General features: G+C 71.6%; 20 protein-coding genes. 12 read left to right on the top strand and 8 right to left on the bottom strand.

What is annotated here, in order from left to right:
- Nucleotides 1–720, bottom strand: a 720-nt coding sequence (locus tag ACWCO3_RS17950; protein ID WP_450010974.1) for an inositol monophosphatase family protein, incomplete at its 3' end; no start/stop codon positions are given.
- A gap of 289 nt (nt 721–1,009) precedes the next feature.
- Here ACWCO3_RS17950 and ACWCO3_RS17945 point away from each other — a divergent pair.
- The gene (locus ACWCO3_RS17945; RefSeq protein ID WP_145784900.1) at nt 1,010–2,602 is read left to right on the top strand and encodes an RNA polymerase sigma factor; all 1,593 of its coding nucleotides are present in this window, start codon (nt 1,010–1,012) and stop codon (nt 2,600–2,602) included.
- A gap of 245 nt (nt 2,603–2,847) precedes the next feature.
- A complete protein-coding gene (locus ACWCO3_RS17940) occupies nt 2,848–3,081 on the top strand; it encodes a DUF7455 domain-containing protein (protein ID WP_030337431.1) in 234 nt (77 codons plus the stop codon).
- Nucleotides 3,082–3,460: 379 nt separating this feature from the next.
- On the opposite strand, the gene ACWCO3_RS17935 is transcribed toward ACWCO3_RS17940, so the two are convergent.
- From ACWCO3_RS17935 to ACWCO3_RS17925, 3 genes are all read right to left on the bottom strand, one after another.
- Nucleotides 3,461–5,194 carry a DEAD/DEAH box helicase gene (locus tag ACWCO3_RS17935; protein ID WP_145784901.1) on the bottom strand — a complete coding sequence of 578 codons (1,734 nt, stop codon included), beginning with the start codon at nt 5,192–5,194 and terminating at the stop codon, nt 3,461–3,463.
- A gap of 179 nt (nt 5,195–5,373) precedes the next feature.
- Nucleotides 5,374–6,018, bottom strand: a complete 645-nt coding sequence (locus ACWCO3_RS17930) for a trimeric intracellular cation channel family protein (protein WP_145784902.1) — start codon at nt 6,016–6,018, stop codon at nt 5,374–5,376.
- Nucleotides 6,019–6,058: 40 nt separating this feature from the next.
- Nucleotides 6,059–6,277: a DUF3039 domain-containing protein gene (locus tag ACWCO3_RS17925; protein WP_145784903.1), complete on the bottom strand. Its 219-nt coding sequence runs from the start codon at nt 6,275–6,277 to the stop codon at nt 6,059–6,061.
- A gap of 88 nt (nt 6,278–6,365) precedes the next feature.
- On the opposite strand from ACWCO3_RS17925, the gene ACWCO3_RS17920 reads away from it, so the two are divergent.
- Nucleotides 6,366–7,301, top strand: a complete 936-nt coding sequence (locus ACWCO3_RS17920) for a pseudouridine-5'-phosphate glycosidase (RefSeq protein ID WP_145784904.1) — start codon at nt 6,366–6,368, stop codon at nt 7,299–7,301.
- Entirely contained in the window at nt 7,298–8,197 is a 900-nt protein-coding gene (locus ACWCO3_RS17915) for a carbohydrate kinase family protein (RefSeq protein WP_145784905.1), read from the top strand. Before ACWCO3_RS17920 ends, ACWCO3_RS17915 begins: the two co-directional genes overlap by 4 nt.
- Before the next feature lie 28 nt (nt 8,198–8,225).
- Here ACWCO3_RS17915 and ACWCO3_RS17910 read toward each other — a convergent pair whose 3' ends face one another.
- A complete protein-coding gene (locus ACWCO3_RS17910) occupies nt 8,226–8,585 on the bottom strand; it encodes a DUF3099 domain-containing protein (RefSeq protein WP_208745080.1) in 360 nt (119 codons plus the stop codon).
- Nucleotides 8,586–8,690: 105 nt separating this feature from the next.
- Here ACWCO3_RS17910 and ACWCO3_RS17905 point away from each other — a divergent pair, with 105 nt between their 5' ends.
- The gene (locus ACWCO3_RS17905; RefSeq protein WP_088946797.1) at nt 8,691–8,978 is read left to right on the top strand and encodes a hypothetical protein; all 288 of its coding nucleotides are present in this window, start codon (nt 8,691–8,693) and stop codon (nt 8,976–8,978) included.
- 13 nt (nt 8,979–8,991) lie between these two features.
- Entirely contained in the window at nt 8,992–9,303 is a 312-nt protein-coding gene (locus tag ACWCO3_RS17900) for a hypothetical protein (protein WP_145785813.1), read from the top strand.
- Between the two features lies 1 nt (nt 9,304).
- Here ACWCO3_RS17900 and ACWCO3_RS17895 read toward each other — a convergent pair whose 3' ends face one another.
- Nucleotides 9,305–9,880: an HhH-GPD-type base excision DNA repair protein gene (locus tag ACWCO3_RS17895; RefSeq protein WP_145784907.1), complete on the bottom strand. Its 576-nt coding sequence runs from the start codon at nt 9,878–9,880 to the stop codon at nt 9,305–9,307.
- A 104-nt stretch (nt 9,881–9,984) separates the two neighbouring features.
- Here ACWCO3_RS17895 and ACWCO3_RS17890 point away from each other — a divergent pair, with 104 nt between their 5' ends.
- Both ACWCO3_RS17890 and dtd read left to right on the top strand, forming a co-directional pair.
- On the top strand, nt 9,985–11,469 hold the full coding sequence (locus tag ACWCO3_RS17890) for a DUF7782 domain-containing protein (RefSeq protein WP_450010969.1): 1,485 nt from the start codon (nt 9,985–9,987) through the stop codon (nt 11,467–11,469).
- The gene (dtd, locus tag ACWCO3_RS17885) at nt 11,469–11,891 is read left to right on the top strand and encodes a D-aminoacyl-tRNA deacylase (RefSeq protein ID WP_145784908.1); all 423 of its coding nucleotides are present in this window, start codon (nt 11,469–11,471) and stop codon (nt 11,889–11,891) included. Before ACWCO3_RS17890 ends, dtd begins: the two co-directional genes overlap by 1 nt.
- A 114-nt stretch (nt 11,892–12,005) precedes the next feature.
- On the opposite strand, the gene ACWCO3_RS17880 is transcribed toward dtd, so the two are convergent.
- Nucleotides 12,006–12,794 carry a sporulation protein gene (locus ACWCO3_RS17880; RefSeq protein ID WP_145785815.1) on the bottom strand — a complete coding sequence of 263 codons (789 nt, stop codon included), beginning with the start codon at nt 12,792–12,794 and terminating at the stop codon, nt 12,006–12,008.
- 232 nt (nt 12,795–13,026) lie between these two features.
- Here ACWCO3_RS17880 and sigB point away from each other — a divergent pair, with 232 nt between their 5' ends.
- The 4 genes from sigB to ACWCO3_RS17860 all read left to right on the top strand — a co-directional run bounded on the left by sigB (nt 13,027) and on the right by ACWCO3_RS17860 (nt 15,452).
- Nucleotides 13,027–14,043, top strand: a complete 1,017-nt coding sequence (gene sigB, locus ACWCO3_RS17875; protein ID WP_423436814.1) for an RNA polymerase sigma factor SigB — start codon at nt 13,027–13,029, stop codon at nt 14,041–14,043.
- A gap of 121 nt (nt 14,044–14,164) precedes the next feature.
- A complete protein-coding gene (locus ACWCO3_RS17870; protein ID WP_145784910.1) occupies nt 14,165–14,545 on the top strand; it encodes an ArsR/SmtB family transcription factor in 381 nt (126 codons plus the stop codon).
- A gap of 5 nt (nt 14,546–14,550) precedes the next feature.
- On the top strand, nt 14,551–15,048 hold the full coding sequence (locus ACWCO3_RS17865; RefSeq protein WP_450010976.1) for an SRPBCC family protein: 498 nt from the start codon (nt 14,551–14,553) through the stop codon (nt 15,046–15,048).
- The gene (locus ACWCO3_RS17860; RefSeq protein WP_145784911.1) at nt 15,045–15,452 is read left to right on the top strand and encodes a VOC family protein; all 408 of its coding nucleotides are present in this window, start codon (nt 15,045–15,047) and stop codon (nt 15,450–15,452) included. Before ACWCO3_RS17865 ends, ACWCO3_RS17860 begins: the two co-directional genes overlap by 4 nt.
- A 10-nt stretch (nt 15,453–15,462) precedes the next feature.
- On the opposite strand, the gene ACWCO3_RS17855 is transcribed toward ACWCO3_RS17860, so the two are convergent.
- On the bottom strand, nt 15,463–17,028 hold a 1,566-nt coding region (locus tag ACWCO3_RS17855; RefSeq protein WP_450010966.1), incomplete at its 5' end, for an acetate--CoA ligase family protein.

The following is a 17,028-nucleotide window of genomic DNA, read 5'->3' as shown; positions in this document are numbered from 1 at the left end:
GGACAGGCCGCCGACCCGCACCCCCGCCTCCGCGGCCACCAGCCCGCCCGCCGCCAGGTCCCAGGCCGCGAGGCCCTTTTCGAAGTACGCGTCGAGCCGGCCCTCCGCGACCAGACACAGGTCCAGGGCGGCGGCACCCAACCGGCGGATGTCCCGTACGTGAGCGATCAGCCCGGCGACCACCTGGCCCTGGTGCGCGCGACGACCGGCGTCGTATCCGAAGCCGGTGCCGACCAGCGCCTGCCCCAGATCGACCTCGCCGGAGCAACGCAACCGGACACCGTCGCGCCAGGCCCCGCCCCCGACCGTGGCTGTCCACTCCTCGCCGGTGTGCACGTTGCGCACCACCCCGGCGACCACCACCCCGTCCACCTCGGCCGCCAACGACACCGCGCTGTGCGGCAGCCCGTAGAGGTAGTTGACGGTCCCGTCGATCGGATCGACGATCCATCGCACCCCGCCCGGGGCGACCGGCCCGGTGTCGCGGGTACCGTATTCCTCGCCGAGCACCGCGTCGTCGGGTCGCAACTCCCGCAACGCGTCCAGCACCTGCCGCTCGACCGCCCGGTCGGCCGCGGTGACCACGTCGGTGACGGTGCTCTTGGTCGCCGCCACGGAAACACCCTCGACCCGCATCCGGTACGCGGTGGCCGCCGCGTCCCGGGCGACGCCGAGCGCGACCGCCAGAAGTTCCCGAGGTGACGGCGCCGAACGGTCCATCCCAACGTCCCCTTCCCGCACGACCGGGGCGTTCGGGGCCCCGCGCGAGTATCATCCTTACAAAGTCCACATCAGCGCCGAATCGGCGGTCCTACTGCCGTTACGCAGTGCGGCGCAGGATGATCGCCGCAGACGGCGTTACAATTCACCCCTGCCCACGCGCCACGGACCGCCGACCACCGGCCGGCCCGAGACACGAGGGTCCCTCAACCACATCGCCCGGCCCGGTTGCCCCTCGCTGTGCCGGACAACCCGGCCGTGCCCGCTCTTCGCCTCCGGAAGGTCATTCGTGACAGAACCCCGCCAGACCGGCGCCGACGTTCGCTCGCTCACCGACACCCTGATCGCCCACGCGCAGAGCGCCGGCGGTCAGCTCACGTCGGCCCAGCTCGCGCGCACCGTCGAGTCCGCCGAGGTGACTCCGGCCCAGGCCAAGAAGATTCTGCGGGCACTCTCCGAGGCGGGGGTGACAGTGGTGGTCGACGGCTCGGCGAGCACCCGCCGCCGCGTCGCCGCGGCCCGCTCGACCACGCCGGCATCCCGGGCCACCACCGCCAAGACCACCAAGAAGGCCGCCGCGCCCGCCCCGAAGCAGGCGCCCGCCTCCGACGACACGCCGTCCGCGCCGGCCCCACGCAAGGTGGCCGCACGCAAGGCCACCGGCACCCCCGCCGACGGCGCTGCCGCGGCGAAGGCCACCAAGTCGACCCGGGCCACCAAGGCGACGGTCGCCGCCGCTGGCGCCAAGGCCGGCACCAAGGCCAAGGGTGAGGGCGCCGAGGGCGAGATCGACCCGGAGGAGCTGGCCGCGGCCATCGAGGACGTGGTGGTCGAGGAGCCGGCCGAGCTGACCCAGGCTGCCGAGACCGACGCGGCCGCTTCGGCGACCGACAACGACTTCGAATGGGACGACGAGGAGTCCGAGGCCCTCAAGCAGGCCCGGCGAGACGCCGAGCTCACCGCCTCCGCCGACTCGGTCCGTGCGTACCTGAAGCAGATCGGCAAGGTTCCGCTGCTCAACGCCGAGCAGGAGGTGGAGCTGGCCAAGCGGATCGAGGCCGGGCTCTACGCCGCCGAGCGACTGCGGGCCGCCGACGAGGGCGAGGAGAAGCTCGTCCGGGACATGGTCCGTGACCTGGGCTGGATCTCCCGCGACGGCGAGCGGGCCAAGAACCACCTCCTGGAGGCGAACCTCCGACTGGTGGTGTCCCTCGCGAAGAGGTACACGGGTCGCGGCATGGCGTTCCTGGACCTCATCCAGGAGGGCAACCTCGGTCTGATCCGCGCGGTCGAAAAGTTCGACTACACCAAGGGCTACAAGTTCTCCACGTACGCGACCTGGTGGATCCGGCAGGCGATCACCCGCGCGATGGCCGACCAGGCCCGCACCATCCGCATCCCGGTGCACATGGTCGAGGTCATCAACAAGCTCGGCCGCATACAGCGCGAGTTGCTCCAGGACCTGGGCCGTGAGCCCACTCCGGAGGAGCTGGCCAAGGAGATGGACATCACACCGGAGAAGGTGCTGGAGATCCAGCAGTACGCCCGGGAGCCCATCTCGCTGGACCAGACCATCGGTGACGAGGGCGACAGCCAGCTCGGTGACTTCATCGAGGACTCCGAGGCCGTGGTCGCGGTGGACGCGGTCTCGTTCTCGCTCCTGCAGGACCAGCTCCAGCAGGTGCTGCAGACGCTCTCCGAGCGTGAGGCGGGTGTGGTACGTCTGCGCTTCGGCCTGACCGACGGCCAGCCACGGACGTTGGACGAGATCGGCCAGGTCTACGGGGTGACCCGGGAGCGGATCCGGCAGATCGAGTCCAAGACGATGTCCAAGCTGCGCCACCCGTCCCGCTCGCAGGTCCTCAGGGATTACCTGGACTGACCGGGTTTCGTCAACCGAACGTGTCGTTTTGACCACCTGGTGTGCAACACCAGATGGTGATCGTCCGGATGCACGAATGTGATCGTTGACGTGGCACCCTGGGTGCACGGCACACTGTCCCTGCCAGGTGTGACCTCGGTCCCCCGCGGGCACACAGGGAAGGCAGTGCCTAGTAAGGGTGTTGCACGATAGGTGAGCAACGACCGAAGAGATTGTTCATCGGTGACGACCAGAGGAGGAAGGCGATGACCCCGACCCTCACGCCGCCGCCCGAGACGGTGGCGCCCCCAGCCGCCGATGAACGGTGCGACCGCTGCAATGCTGCCGGGAAGCTCCGGATCACTCTGGCGGGTGGGAGCGAGCTGGTGTTCTGTGGGCACCATGCGAACAAGTACGCGGAGGATCTCGTGAAGATCACCGAGCGGTTCGCGACGGAGCCCGATTTCAGCTGGCGTGGCGCCGATCTGATGGCGAACTAAATCCGCAAACCGACATAGCCGGCCGGAGGCACCCCGAGGGTGTCTCCGGCCGGCTTTTCCGTGCCCAGACCCGAACCCTTCGCCCCGGCGTGCTCGGTGCCGGGGCACTCCGCACACGCCCGGGTCACGGGGCCGGAACGTCCGCCAAAATCCGCGCACTTTCCCGGATGTTGCTGCCTCCCGGGCCTCCGAGGCAGCAACATCACCGACGTTGTGCGGATCTTGAACGCTCCGCGCCGAAGGTCGCGCTTGAACCAGGAAGTAGTGGCCTCACAGGCGCGCCGACACCACTACAACCTGTTCGAGCACGATCTTGGCCCGGGCCCGGGGCGCAGAGGCGAGCGGGCGCGTCGGGCGGGGGCGGATGGTGTCGGTGGGTCTAGAGGGTCTGAACGGTGGCGATGCGTTCCTCGAGCTGCTCGATGGTGGCCTGGGCGCTGGGCGGGCCGCCGCAGAGGCGGCGCAACTCGGCATGGATCTTGCCGTGCGGTTGGCCGGTGCGGTGGTGCCGGGCCGCCACCAGAGCGTTCAGTTGGCGCCGTAGCGCCACGCGGCGCTGGGCGGCGCTCATGGGTGCCGGCGGCGCTGCGGTGGGCGCAGCGGCCGGCTGAGCGGGCCCGTCGGCGGTACGGCGGCGCTGGGCGGCGAGTTGTGCGGCTTGCCGCTTGGTCAGCAGCAGCGACACCTGATCGGCGGTGAGCAGACCGGGCAGGCCGAGGTATTCCTCTTCCTCGGGGGTGCCGGCCTGCGCCGCGGTGCCGAACGACGCGCCGTCGAAGATCACCTGGTCCAGCTCGGCGGTGGCCGAGAGCGCGGCAAAGCGCTTCTCCAACTCGCCGCTGGCCTGGTCGTCGCGCTGCGCTCGTTCCAGCAGGTCGTCGTCGAAGCCATCGGATTCTTTTGGTTTGCCGAGTACGTGATCCCGCTCGGTCTCCATCTCGCTGGCCAGCCCGAGCAGGTGCGGCACGCTGGGCAGGAACACCGACGCGGTCTCCCCGGGCCGGCGGGCCCGGACGAACCGGCCGATCGCCTGGGCGAAGTAGAGCGGCGTGCTGGCACTTGTGGCGTAGACCCCGACCGCAAGTCGCGGGATGTCGACCCCTTCGGACACCATCCGCACCGCGACCAACCACCGCTGGTCGGACGCCGCGAAGGTCGCGATCCGCGCGGAAGCGCCCTGGTCGTCGGAGAGCACCACGGCGGCCTTCTCGCCCGTCACCTGCTCGATCAGCTTGGCGTACGAGCGGGCGGTCTGTTGGTCGGTGGCGATGATCAGCCCGCCGGCGTCGGCCATGCCGGCGTTGCGCAGCACGGTGAGTCGGGCGTCGGCGGCCCGCAGGACCTGCGGCATCCAGTCGCCGGCAGGGTCCAGGGCGGTGCGCCAGGCCTGCGCCACCAGATCCTGCGTCATGGGTTCACCGAGGCGGGCGGCCAGCTCCTCCCCCGCGTTGGTTCGCCAGCGGGTCTCCCCGGAGTACGCCAGGAAGAGCACCGGCCGGACCACGCCGTCGCGGAGGGCGTCGGAGTAGCCGTACACCGAGTCGGCGCGGGAGCGCAGCAGCCCGTCCCCGCCCCGTTCGTAGCTGACGAACGGGATCGGGTTGTCGTCGGAGCGGAACGGGGTGCCGGTGAGCATCAGCCGGCGTACGGCGGGTTCGAAGGCGTTCTTGACCCCGTCGCCCCAGGATCGGGAGTCACCCGCGTGGTGGATCTCGTCGAGGATGACCAGGGTGCGTCGAGTCATGGTGCGCCGCCGGTGCACCTGCGGGGCCATTCCCACCTGCGCGTAGGTGACCACCGCCCCGTGGAAGTCGGCCGCGGAGTGCACGTCGGCGTTGCGGAACGCCGCGTCGAGCTGGATGCCCACCCGGGCCGCGGCTTCGGCCCACTGGTTCTTCAGGTGCTCGGTCGGCGCGACGACGGTGACCGCCTCGACGGTGCCGTCACCGAGCAGTTCGGCCGCGATCCGCAGGGCGAAGGTGGTCTTACCGGCGCCGGGGGTGGCGACCGCGGTGAAGTCCTCGGTACGCCGGCGCAGGTATTCGACCAGGGCCTTACGCTGCCAGGCGCGCAGCGCCGGGAACGTCTCGAGCACCGGCGTCCGGGCTGCCACGCGAAGCTCCTCTCCGACCGCACGACGGCGGATCCGGGGCGAGGGCCACGGTGACCGCCGCCCATGAAAACGCCTCCGCGCAGAAGCTGCCGCGAAGGCCGACTCAGCATAACCAGCGCCGGCCCGACGTCCCAGGCGACGCCACGCTGGTCACATCTGTCACCCCGGCGGAAGGGGCCTCACCACTCAGGGTCACCGGTGCGTGGCGGGCGCAGCGTCGCCACCGGGGCGGACCACCGTCGTCGTAGTGCGATCAGGCGTAGCCCGAACACCAGGACGGCGGCGGCGGTGAGCGGCACCGGCCCGGTCTGGTCGGTGGCGTACAGGACCACCACCAGGATCGAGCCGGCCAGCGCGGCCACCGCGTAGATCTCCCGGCGCAGCACCACCGGGATCTCGGCGGTGAGCAGGTCGCGGCCGAGCCCGCCGCCGATCGCGGTGAGCATGCCGATCAGGCAGGCGCCGACTGCCGGCACCTGGGCGTCGAGCGCCTTGAGCGTGCCGGTGACGGTGAACAGCGCCAGACCGGCCGCGTCCAGCACCAGGACTACGGTGCGCAGTCGGGCCAGTTGGGGGTGCAGCCAGAAGACGGCGAGCGCGGTGATCGCGGCGGTGGCCGCGTACCGCCAGTCGGCGAAGGCCAGCGGCGGGACCTCATCGATGACCAGGTCCCGCAGGATCCCACCGCCGAGGGCGGCCACGAAGCCGACGAAGGCGACGCCGAAGAGGTCCAGTCGCTTCGCCACCGCCGCCGAGGCACCCGACGCGGCGAAGACCGCCACCCCGGTCAGGTCGGCGAGGAGCAGGGCGGTGGAGGTGGTCACCGCCGCAGGCTACGTCGCGGGCCGGGATGCCGGCCCGCGTTCACGAGCGGTACGAGTCGTAGATCTCCTTGCACTTGGGGCAGACCGGCGAACCCGGCTTGGCCGCCTTGGTGACCGGGAACGTCTCGCCGCAGAGCGCGACGACGAAGGTGCCCATGACGGCACTCTCGGCGATCTTCTCCTTGCGGACGTAGTGGAACATCTCAGGACCGGTGTCGGCGTCCTTCAGCTCCGGACGCTCGAGAACCTCTGTGCTCACGTCTGCACCTCCGACCGACAAGTTTGGCAGGTCATGACGGCCGGGTCCACTTGAGGCCGGCGGACACCCGACCCCGTACGGTGCCAATGTGACTGAATTTCGCATCAGCTACGGCACCGAGGTCGCCGAAGCCCTCCGCGACGCCCGACCCGTCGTCGCCCTGGAGAGCACCATCGTCTCGCACGGCCTGCCCCGGCCGGAGAACCTGCGGGTGGCCAGGGAGATCGAGCAGGCGGTTCGGGACGCCGGGGCCGTTCCGGCCACGATCGGGATGATCCGCGGCGAGGTGGTGGTCGGCCTCGACGACGCGCAGCTGACCCGCCTCGCCACCGTCGACGGAGTGACCAAGCTCTCGGTCCGCGACCTCGCGGTGGCGGCGGCGACAGGCGCGGACGGCGCGACGACAGTGGCAGCGACCAGCGCGGTGGCCGCCGCGGCCGGGATCGGGGTGTTCGCCACCGGCGGGCTGGGTGGGGTGCACCGGGAGGCAGCGCACACCTTCGACGAGTCGGCGGACCTGACCACCCTGGCCCAGACCCCGATCGCTGTGGTCTGCGCCGGAGTCAAGTCGATCCTCGACGTGGGCGCGACGCTGGAGCGCCTGGAGACCCTCGGCGTCGCCGTGGTCGGTTACCGCACGCGCCGGTTCCCCGGTTTCTACCTCACCGACGCCGGTTTCGACCTGGACTGGTCGGTGGACTCGCCGGAGCAGGTCGCCGCCGTGCTGGCCGCCCGGGACGAGCACGCCGTGCACACCGGCGGACTGCTCGTCGCCAACCCGCTGCCGGTCGACGAGCAGCTCGACCCGGAGCTGCACGACCGGACTCTCGCCGAGGGCCTGGCCCTGCTGGATCGGGACGGCATCACCGGGAAGGCCGTCACGCCGTACCTGCTGGCGCACTTCCACTCGGCCACCGAGGGTGCGAGCCTGGCGGTGAACGTCCGGATCATCCTGCGCAACGCCGACCTGGCCGCGCGGATCGCGGTCGCCGCGGCGGCCCGCAGCACCACCGCCCCGGCGTGACGCGACCGGCCCGGGTGGTCGTCGTCGGCGACGTGATCACCGACGTGGTCGCCGTGCTGTCCGGGCCCCTCGCGGCCGGCTCGGACACCGGGGCGGAGATCAGTCTCGGCGGTGGCGGTCAGGCGGCCAACACCGCTGCCTGGGTCGCCGCACAACGGGTGGACGTCACGCTCGTCGGCGCGGTCGGTGACGACGACGCGGGGCGGGACCGGGTGGCCGAACTGACCCGGGCGGGCGTCGACTGCGCGGTCGAGCGGATCGAGGGCGTACCCACCGGCACGGTGATCGTGTTGGCGGCCGACGACGAGCGGACCATGGTCAGCCAGCGGGGCGCGAACCTGCGGCTGAGCGGCGCGCACGTCGAGCGGGCCGTCGCTGGGGCGCCCGACGCCGGGCATCTGCACCTGTCCGCGTACACCCTGCTGGACGCCGGGTCGCGCGGCGCGGGGCTGCGGGCGTTGGCCGCGGCGCGCGAGCGTGGGCTCACCATCAGCGTCGACGCGGCGTCCGCGGCGCCGCTGCGGCGGGTCGGCGCGGCGGTGTTCCTGAGTTGGGTACGCGACATCGACCTGCTGCTGGTCAACGCGGACGAGGCGACGGCGCTGGCCGGCGGGCTGGACCCGGCGGCGCAGGGGCGGGTGTTGTCGGCGACGGCCCGGCGGGTGGTGGTCAAGCGCGGGGCGGCCGGCGCGGTCTGGGTGGACCGCACCGGGGCGGTCCACGTGGCTTCAGCCCGCCGGACGGCGGTGGTGGATGTCACGGGGGCCGGCGACGCCTTCGCGGCTGGCCTGCTCACCGCGTGGCTCGCGGGTGCCACCCCGGCCGCGGCGCTGAGCCGCGCCACCGACCTGGGGGCGATGGCCGTCTCCACCGCCGGCGCACGTCCGCAGCCCTGACGGTTACGAACCCTGGCCCGTTCGCGGGTCAGGGTTCGGCGTCGATGACCTTGTGCGGGCGTTCCTCGGCGGTGAGGCTCATCGGCGGCGTGTCGTCCTGCCGGCGGGGGTGGAACCGGTTGGCGAGCCGGTGCTCCTCCTTGGGCGGCCTGTCATTGGCCAGCAGCACGGCCAGCCAGGGGATGAGCACCATGCCGAGGCCGCACAGCGGCAGCCAGAGCCAGAGCAGTGGGGCGTTCGCACCGACCAGGATCGCGCCGACGATGATGCACAGCACCCGGATGCCCATCATCAGGACATAGCGGCGCTGGCGACTGTTGAGCTGATCGTCCTGGCTGCGCGAGGCGTCGGTGATGAGAATCGGCTGGTACGCCTGACGCTTCACCATGGACCTCCTACGAGGGGATTACCCCTCATCCTGTCACCGCGAGGCCGTGATCAGCGAACTTCGAGTCATCACGCCACGTGTTACGTGCGTGGTACGCTCGCCAGCGTGGGCAGCAGGTTCAGCTTCACCGACGAGGCGTTGGCCAACCTGAGGGTCTACGACGTCACGCCCGGGGAAGTCTGGGAGGCGCTGCACAGCGCCCGACGGGTCATCCGCCATCTGGGCGACGACGTGATGGTGGTCTACGCCGCCGCCCGTCGGGGCCGCCGACTGGCGGTGCTGCTCGCCGAGGCCGATGGCACCGACAACGACTGGGACATCCTCTCCGCTCGTGAGCTGAGCGACGCCGAGTCCAAGCGCTACGACGAGGCCGTGCGGAGATCTCGCCGATGAGGAGGCCGTGACGATGCACCGGAACGACGCGACCAAGCAGTTCCACAGCGGCGACGACCGGATCGCCGAGCTGATCGACGAGAGCCCGGCGGTGGACCTCCCCACCCCCGACACCGACGTGCCGATGGTCAGCAGGTCGGTCCGGCTGCCGCTGGAGACCTACGAGCGGGTGCGCTCCGCCGCCGACGCCCGAGGCATCGGGGTCACCACCCTGATGCGCCAGTGGATCGAGGCCGGCCTGGCCGACCTGGACGACTCGGCGACAGTCTCGCTCGCCGACGTCCGGCGCGCGCTGGCCTCCCTGGCGCACCCCACCGCCGCCTGATCTATCCCCCCGCAGCCTTGGCCGCGGCCTTCATCTGCTGCTTGTACTCCCGCACCTGGCGCAGCGAATCGACGTCGGTGACGTCGGCCACGGACCGGTACGCGCCCGGATCGCCGTAGCCGCCGGCAGCCTGTCGCCAGTCCTGCGGGGTCACCCCGAACCGCTTGCCGAGCAGGGCCACGAAGATCTGCGCCTTCTGCTTACCGAAGCCGGGCAGCCCGGAAACCCGGCGCAGCAGCTCCGGCCCGTCGGCGACGTCGGACCAGAGCAACGCCGCGTCACCGTCGTAGCGCTCCACCAGCACCCGGCAGACCTCCTGCACCCGGGCCGCCATCGCCTTCGGGAACCGGTGCAACGCGGGCGGCTGGGCGAAGAGCGCGACGAGAGCCTCCGGGTCGTACCCGGCCAGCTCCGCCGCGTCCAGGTCATGACCGAGCCGCTGGGTCAGCACGTACGGCGAGGAGAACGCCTTCTCCATCGGCACCTGCTGGTCGAGGACCATGCCGAGGAGCAGGGCCAGCGGGCTGCGCTCCAGCAACCGGTTGGCCTCGGGGTCGATGGGGAGTACGAGCGTCATGGCTCCATCCTGCCCGGCCGCCTGTTGCGGACGACCACCGACGCTCCGGGTTCGATCCGGCGGGTGGCCGCGCCCGACGTCGCGGCGGAAGGCAGGATGGCTGCGTGGACGAACACGACATGCTGCTCTCCCCCGCCGGTGTCGACGCGCTGCGGACCGCGCTGGCCCGGACCGGGTTCACCAGCCACGGCATCGCCGAGAGGCTGGGCGCGCAGGCAACCGCCGCGGTCGCCCGCAACGACTATCGCGCCGCGTTGCGCGCCACCGAGGACGGCGACCCGCTCGGCACCCTGATCCGGGTGTTCATCTGCGACCAGACCGAGTCGGAGGCCGCGGTGGCCGCCGCGCTGACGCCGCTGAGCCTGGAGGAGGCGCTGGCCGGCGGGCTGGTCGAGCGGTACGGCGACGGCCTGCGTGCCGGCGTCGACCTGGAACCGTACGGGGACGACTGGTGGGTGCTCGCCGACGTGCCGTCCAGCGCCCGCCCGGGTCGCCCGTTGCACGCCGAGCACGTGCTCGGCATCGGCGGGGCGACCCACACCCTGATCGGCGCCACCATGCGCCGGCCGGTCGACACCGCGCTGGACCTGGGGACCGGCTCCGGCGTCCAGGCCCTGCACCTGGCCACCCATGCCGCCTCGGTGACCGCCACCGACCTCTCCGAGCGGGCCCTGCGCTTCGCCGCGACCACCGCCGCCCTCAACGGTCAGGACTGGGAGCTGCTGCGCGGCGACCTGGTCGCCCCGGTCGCGGGCCGGCGCTTCGATCTGGTGGTGAGCAACCCGCCGTTCGTGGTCGGCCCGGGTACGACCACGCACGTCTACCGCGACTCCGGCCGGGTCGGTGACGCGATCGGCGCCGAGCTGGCCGCCGCCGCCCCGGATCTGCTCACCGAGGGCGGCACCATGCAGTACCTGGCGAACTGGGTGCACGTCGCCGGTGAGGAGTGGGACGAGCGGGTGGCCGGCTGGTTCGCCGGGACCGGCCTGGACGCCTGGGTCATCCAGCGTGAGGTGGCCGACCCCATGGCGTACGTCGACCTGTGGCTCACCGACGTGGGCGAGACCGCCGACCCGCAGCGGATGGCCGCCTGGCTGGACTGGTTCGACGCGCACAAGGTGGAGGGGATCGGCTTCGGCATCGTCTCGCTGCGCCGGGGCGGTCACGCCGACCCGGTGGTCCGGGTGGAGGACCTGCGCCAGCGGGTGCAGCCACCGCTGGGCGACCAGATCGCGGCCTGGTTCGACCGCCAGGACTTTCTCCGGGTACGCGACACCGAGGCGCTGCTCGCCGAGCGCTACCGGGCCGCCGAGGGCCTCCAGCTGCGGCAGGAGGCCACCATGGGCGATGAGGGTTGGGGGGTGGACCGGCAGGTCCTCGCGATGCCGAACGGCCTGCGCTGGACCGAGGAGATCGACCCGCTGGTGCTGGCGCTGGTCGGTGGCGCCGACGGCCGGTTGCCCCTGCGCGACCAGCTCGCCCTGCTCGCCGCCGCACACGACGTCGAGCCCGACGAGATGGCTGAGGCCGCCGGCCCGATCGTGGCGCACCTGGTGGAGCGCGGCTTCATCGAGCGGGTGCCCGCCTGATGCGGGCCGTGGTGCAGACCGTCGGGCGGGCCAGCGTGACAGTGGACGACGAGGTGGTCGGCGCGATCGAGAACGGCCTGCTCGTGCTGCTCGGGGTGACCCACACCGATACCGATCAGACCGCTCAGACGATGGCCCGCAAGGTGCACGAGCTGCGCATCCTGGACGGCGAGCGGTCCGCCGCCGACACCGGCGCGCCGATCCTGGTGGTCAGTCAGTTCACCCTCTACGGCGACGCCCGCAAGGGGCGCCGTCCAAGCTGGACGGCGGCCGCCCCCGCCGAGCTGGCCGAACCACTGGTGACCGCTGTGGTCGACGCCCTGCGCGAGCGCGGAGCACCTGTCGAGACCGGCCGCTTCCGCGCCCACATGCTCGTGGAAAGCGTCAACGTAGGCCCCCAAACCCTCCTCCTGGACCTCTAACCCCAGCCCTCCTCCCCCGCCGAGTGCGGTGATCAAGAGGTTTGCGTCAGATCTCGCCCGAAGGTTGACGCAAACCTCTTGATCACCGGGGCGGGGAGGGCCGGGTGGGTTGGGTTACGAGAAGAGGCCTCGGCGGGACAGGGACTGGCGGAGCCAGTTGTCGAGTTCGGCGGTCCAGTCGGTGCGGTCGGCGGTGGCGTGGTCCACCGTGAAGCGGCCGAAGGCATCCCGGCCCTCGCTGAAGACGCCGCCGCGCTTGTCGACCTCCAGGACCACCTGCATCTGCTGCGCGTCGGCAACGAAGGTGACCTCCAACTGGTTGATCGAGCGGGCGTACTGCGGCGCCGGGTTGAACTCGATCTCCTGGTAGAACGGCAACGTCTGTCGTACGCCGTAGATGTGCCCACGTTCCACATCAGCGCGGGCGAACCGGAAGCCCAGTCGCAGCAACGCGTCCAGCAGTCGCTCCTGCGCGGGCAGTGGATGCACCGACACGGCGTCCAGGTCACCCTTGTCGACGGCGCGGGCGACCTCCAACTCGGTACGCAGACCCATCGTCATGCCGTGCAGGTGCTGCCCGTACAGCTCGGTGACCGGTGTCTCCCAGGGCACGGCGAAGCGGAACGGGATGTCGTGGCGTTGCCCCGGCTCCAGCCGGAACGCGCCGGTGATCTGCTGGCGGTGGAACTCCTGGGTGGTGTCGTAGTCGTTGTCGCCACTCTCCACCTCGACCCGGGTGACCAGGCCGAGGCTCACCTGGTCGATGTCGACCTGATGGTCGCCGCCGACCACCTGGATGCGCCCCTCCAACTGGCCACCCGGGCGGCAGTTCGGGTTGGCCAGCACCGTCTCCACCGACGGGCCGCCGACGCCCATCGCCTTCATGAGCCGCTTGAAGACCACGCCGTCCTCCAATTCTCGTCCTCGCCGACCCGAGCTGGCCGACCGTCCGCAACGTAACCGGGGCGGGCAACCGCACACCCGGACGACACACCGCACCAGCGACCCGACCCAATTCCTGTCGGGTGCCCGATCGCCTCACTCCCGTTTTACGCCCCGCCCGCCAAGCTGTGTCTCACACCGGCACCGCTGGGCCGGAGACACGGCACAGACGTGGAAACGGGGAGAGACAGAGATGGTCCTGCAGATGACGGAACACCGGACGCGTCCGGCCACCACGACCGACACCGACGGGACCTCCGAGGTCCTCACCGACCTGGACGCCACCGACGAGCGTGGCATCTCCACCGACCTGGTCCGGGCGTACCTCAACGGGATCGGTCGGACGAAGCTGCTGACCGCCGCGCAGGAGGTCGACCTGGCCCGGCGCATCGAGGCCGGGTTGTTCGCCGACGAGAAGCTCGCGACCTGCACCCCGGTCTCCGCCGAGCTGCGGGCCGACCTGGAGCTGATCGTCGCGGAGGGCCGCGCCGCGAAGGACCACCTGTTGGAGGCGAACCTGCGGCTGGTCGTCAGCATCGCCAAGCGCTACACCGGTCGCGGCATGGCGTTCCTGGACCTCATCCAGGAGGGCAACCTGGGTCTGATCCGCGCGGTGGAGAAGTTCGACTACGCCAAGGGCTACAAGTTCTCCACGTACGCGACGTGGTGGATCCGGCAGGCGATCACCCGCGCGATGGCCGACCAGGCCCGCACCATCCGCATCCCGGTGCACATGGTCGAGCAGGTCAACCGGATGGTCCGTGCCCGTCGCGAGCTGGCGGTGACGCTGGGCCGCGAACCCACTGTCGCCGAGGTCGCCCGGGCCCTGGAGATCCCCGAGATCCAGGTCATCGAGCTGATCTCCTACGACCGGGAGCCGGTCAGCCTGGACCAGGCTGTCGGCGACGACGGCGAGAGCGCCCTCGGTGACTTCGTGGCCTCGGTGGACCCGCGTACCGAGCCGGGTGACGCCGCCGCCCAGGGTGAGCTGCGCAACGAGGTCAGCGTCGTGCTGGCCACCCTGTCCCAGCGGGAGCAGGCGGTCATCCGGCTCCGGTTCGGTCTTGACGACGGCCGGCAGCGCACGCTGGACGAGGTCGGCCGCGAGTTCGGGTTGTCCCGGGAGCGGATCCGGCAGATCGAGAAGGTGACGCTGCTGAAGCTGCGCGCACCGGAGCGGGCCCAGCGCCTGGAGGCGTACGCCTGCTGACGCATCCGGTTCCCATGGAAGGCCCTGGCGGTTCGCTGGGGCCTTTCATGCTGCCAGGGTTCTTGACCGTGACGTCGATCCACGATAGAAACCACATGGTTATACAACCAGGAGGTTATACGTGGCGAGCACCGAACTGCTGGATGCGACGTTCGCGGCGCTGGCCGACCCGACCCGACGGGCCATCCTCGCGCGGCTCGCAGCCGGGGAGGCGAGCGTGACGGAGCTGGCAGAACCCTTCGCGATGAGTCAACCGGCCATCTCCAAGCACCTCAAGGTGCTGGAACGCGCCGGCCTCGTCAGCCGGGGGCGGGACGCCCAGCGTCGCCCCTGCCGCTTGGAGGCCCGCCCGCTGCGGGAGGCGACAGCGTGGCTCGCCGACTACCGCGGCTACTGGGCGGAGAGCTATCAGCGCCTCGACGCGCTGCTCGACGAGATCCAGGCCGTCAACCAGACCGACACCGCCGGCCGACACTCCCACCCGGACGGGTCGCGCGGGTGAGTGGCATCGACGACCCGCTCGTCGTCCACACTCCGGGTGATCGGGAGATCGTGTTGAGCCGACTGTTCGAGGCACCGGCGCGGCTGGTGTTCGCCGCCTTCACCCAACCCGAACTGCTGATGCGGTGGTACGGCGCGCGCGGCTGGAGCCTTGTGGAGTGCGACGTCGACCTGCGGGTCGGCGGGCGGTGGCGGTTCGTGTCGCGGGGCCCGGAGGGCACGCGGATGGTCCAGGCTGGGGCCTACCGGCAGATCGAGCCACCGCACCGGCTGGTCTGCACCGAACTGTTCGACGACCAGTCCTACCCGGGCGAGACGCTGGTGAGCCACGAGTTCAGCGAACTGGCCGGCCGGACGACGGTCACCACCACGCTGCGCTACGCCACTCCGGAGGGGCGGGACATCGTGCTGCGCTACCCGATGACCCGGGGCGTCGGGCAGAGCTTCACGCGCCTCGCCGAGCTGCTGCGATCGACAACGACGACAGGAGGAGAGCAACGATGAACTGGACCTTGGAAGTGGTGATCGTGCCGGTCACCGACCTGGACCGGGCCAAGGCGTTCTACGCCGACCAGCTCGGCTTCACCGTCGATCACGACACGGTGATCAGCGACGAGGCGCGCATCGTCCAGTTCACTCCGCCCGGCTCCGGCTGCTCGATCGTGATCGGTAAGGGTGCCGTCCCGGAGATGCCACCGGGCTCGCTCAAGGGCCTGCAACTGGTGGTGCCCGACATCGAGCAGGCCCACGCGGAGTTGGTCGACCGTGGCGTGCAGGTCAGCGACGTCCAGGTGCTGGGCGTCAACCCGCGACCCGTACCGCACCCGCTCGACAACGTCGGCTTCGTCTTCTTCAGTGACCCGGACGGCAACTCCTGGGCCGTCCAACAGATCTCCAGCCGGGCCTGACCGGCCGCGTTCAGAGGCGGCGGGGGCCGGTGTCCGGGCGGGCGGCGACGCCACCCACCCGCACCTGGGCGTGCAGGACGGAGATGCCGCCCGGACGGGCCAGCACCGGGTTGAGGGTCAACGAACGCACCCGGGGCTGCTCGTCGGCGAGCTGACCCACCCGCAGCAGCAGGTCCGCCAGGGCGGCCCGGTCGACCGGTGCGGCACCCCGGTGTCCGCGCAGCAACGGCGCCGCCCGGGGCTCGTCGACCAGTTCGGCGGCGTCGGTGTCGGTCAGCGGCACCGCCCGCCAGGCCCGATCGCCCAGCAACTCGGTGGCGACCCCACCGAGGCCGAAGCCGACCACCGGCCCGAACGCCGGATCCTCCACCACCTCCACCACGCAGGCCACGCCGGGCGGCACCATCGGCTGGACCAGCGCCTCCGCTCCGAAGGTCGCCGCCAGCTCGGCGTACGCGCGACGCAGCGTCGGCTCGTCGGGCAGGTCGAGGCGGACCGCGCCGAGGTCGAGCCGGTGCCGCAGCCCGGGGGCGGCCGCCTTGAGCGCCACCGGGAAGCCCAGCCGCGCCGCCGCGTCGACCGCCGCGTCGGCCGAGTCGACGGTCACCGAGGCCACCACCTCGATGCCGTACGCGGCCAGCAGCGCGCCCGGGTCGGCGCCGTCGGCGCGGAGCGCGGCCTGGGCGGCGGCCCGGTCGACGTCGGGCAGCTCGGGCGCGATGCCGGGCGGACGGCGTAACCACTCGGCGTACCGGTGCACCCGGGCGAGGGCGCGTACCGCCTCCTCCACGCCGCCGTACGCGGGCACGCCCGGTGGCAGCCGTCCGACCAGGAACGTCGCCACGGTCGGCTTGCCCAGTGCCAGAGCGGCCGGTAGCGCGGCGGTCACGTCGGCGTCCACAGCGGTCAGTTGCCCGGGCAGCGGCGGGGCGAAGACCACCACCAGGGCGTCCACCCGCTCGTCGCCGGCCGTCTCAGCGAGAGCGGCGGCGAACTCGGTGGCACCGGCGCTCGGCCCGACGTCGCGGGGATAGCCGTCGGCCACGGTGAGGCCCTGCCCGACGCAGGCGGTGGCGGCGAGGCCGGTCAGGGCCGAGGAGTTGCCGACCACGCCGACCCGACCGCCGGCCGGCAGCGGCTGGTTGGCCAGCAGCACACCCACGTCGAGCAGCTCCGGCACGGTGTCCACCCGGATCACCCCGGACTGGGCGAAGAGGGCGGCCACCGCCACCTCGTCCGGCCCGGCGGTGTCACCGACCCCGACCGGGCGGGCCGGCGAGGCGAGCGCGACGACCGGTTTGGCGCGACCGATCCGCCGGGCCAGCCGGGCGAACTTGCGCGGGTTACCGAAGGTCTCCAGGTACAACATGATCACGTCGGTGCCGGGGTCGTCCTGCCAGTACTGGAGGAGGTCGTTGCCGGAGACGTCGGCCCGGTTACCAGCCGACACGAAACTGGACAGCCCGAGGCCACGCCGGTCCGCTCGCCGGCTGGCTGACCGGGCTGACCGAGCGCCACCCGACGGTACGGCTGACCTGCCGGGCAGTACGCGGACGAACGGGCAGCGTGCTCGCCG

Source organism: Micromonospora sp. NPDC002411, assembly GCF_053592955.1.
The sequence above is the reverse complement of the archived record's forward strand: the minus strand, read 5'-3'. Positions and strand labels throughout refer to the sequence as shown.

Coding starts and splice junctions, on each gene's coding strand:
- ACWCO3_RS17940 (WP_030337431.1), top strand. CDS start 2,848: ATGACCCCGACCCTCACGCCGCCGCCCGAGACGGTGGCGCCCCCAGCC.
- ACWCO3_RS17910 (WP_208745080.1), bottom strand. CDS start 8,585: ATGGTGAAGCGTCAGGCGTACCAGCCGATTCTCATCACCGACGCCTCG.
- ACWCO3_RS17900 (WP_145785813.1), top strand. CDS start 8,992: ATGCACCGGAACGACGCGACCAAGCAGTTCCACAGCGGCGACGACCGG.
- ACWCO3_RS17895 (WP_145784907.1), bottom strand. CDS start 9,880: ATGACGCTCGTACTCCCCATCGACCCCGAGGCCAACCGGTTGCTGGAG.
- dtd (WP_145784908.1), top strand. CDS start 11,469: ATGCGGGCCGTGGTGCAGACCGTCGGGCGGGCCAGCGTGACAGTGGAC.
- sigB (WP_423436814.1), top strand. CDS start 13,027: ATGGTCCTGCAGATGACGGAACACCGGACGCGTCCGGCCACCACGACC.
- ACWCO3_RS17860 (WP_145784911.1), top strand. CDS start 15,045: ATGAACTGGACCTTGGAAGTGGTGATCGTGCCGGTCACCGACCTGGAC.